The organism is Ramlibacter sp., from assembly GCF_041916345.1.
Taxonomy (GTDB): Bacteria; Pseudomonadota; Gammaproteobacteria; order Burkholderiales; family Burkholderiaceae_C; genus Ramlibacter.
In genome coordinates this window covers 1-251 of record NZ_JAYRZR010000130.1, presented here as the reverse complement: position 1 = coordinate 251, position 251 = coordinate 1, and the positions used below count along the sequence as shown (strand labels likewise).

At 74.1% G+C, this 251-nt stretch carries 1 pseudogene; it reads left to right on the top strand.

What is annotated here, in order from left to right:
* Positions 1-10: 10 nt before the first annotated feature.
* A pseudogene (locus ACE3T5_RS20210) lies at positions 11-251 on the top strand (secretion protein HlyD); the annotation flags it as partial.

Sequence of the window (251 nt, the reverse complement as noted above, 5' to 3'; positions counted from 1 at the left end):
CGTCGCGCAGATGAGAGGCGATGAGCTCCGGCTCGCCGCCACGGCCAGCGAGCTCGAGCATCGGCTCCAGCAGCAGCGCCAGGCCTACACGCGCGATGCCAGCGCGCAGCTCGCAGAGGTCCGCCGGGAGGTGCAGGCCCTGAAGGAGCGCCTGACGGCCGCCCGCCAGGAGACGGCCCGCGCACGCCTCACCGCGCCGGTCGACGGTCAGGTGGTGGGGCTTGCCATTGGCGAAGTCGGCGGCGTGGCGA